Below are 555 nucleotides of genomic sequence, written 5' to 3' on the forward strand. Positions count from 1 at the left end.
GCGAGTCGCTGTCGTCGAAGACCAGCTGGTTAAAGCCGATGCCGCCGAACTCGCGCGTCTTGAAGCCAGACAGCGCCGCGGCGTTGTTCTGCGCGTTCTGGCCTTCGGTGGCTTCGCCCGGGCCGGCGCCGTGCCAGGCCGGGCTGTGGCCCGACGTGAGGTTGCCTTGTGCGCCGGGCGCGTGGTCGCTGCTGGCCGCCAGGGGTGCCAGATCGGCCCCCGCCTGTGCTCCGCCCGCCGTGGCCGGCACGCCGGCTTCGCCGCGCCCGTTGTAGAGCGCGCCTTGCACCAGGGGCCGGTCGATGTCGCCTTCGACGAAGCCCACCAACACCTCCTGGCCGATGCGCGGGATCCACTGCACGCCGTGGCCGGCGCCGGCCCAGCGCTGGATGACACGCACCCAGGTGGACGAGCGGCTGGTGTCGGCTGCGCGGTGCTCGCCGTCCTGCCACGGGAAGCGCACACGCACGCGGCCCAGGCGGTCGGTGTGGATCTCTTCGGCCGAGGCGGCATCGCCCTCGGGGCCGACGACGGTGGCGGTCTGCAGGCCCGGTG

At 73.7% G+C, this 555-nt stretch carries 1 protein-coding gene; it reads right to left on the reverse strand.

Going from position 1 to position 555, the window contains the following annotated elements:
* On the reverse strand, positions 1-555 hold a 555-nt coding region (locus CKO43_RS26495), incomplete at both ends, for a phage baseplate assembly protein V (RefSeq protein WP_242481430.1).

Source organism: Rubrivivax gelatinosus (assembly GCF_016583785.1).
GTDB classification, from domain to species: domain Bacteria; phylum Pseudomonadota; class Gammaproteobacteria; order Burkholderiales; family Burkholderiaceae_C; genus Rubrivivax; species Rubrivivax gelatinosus_B.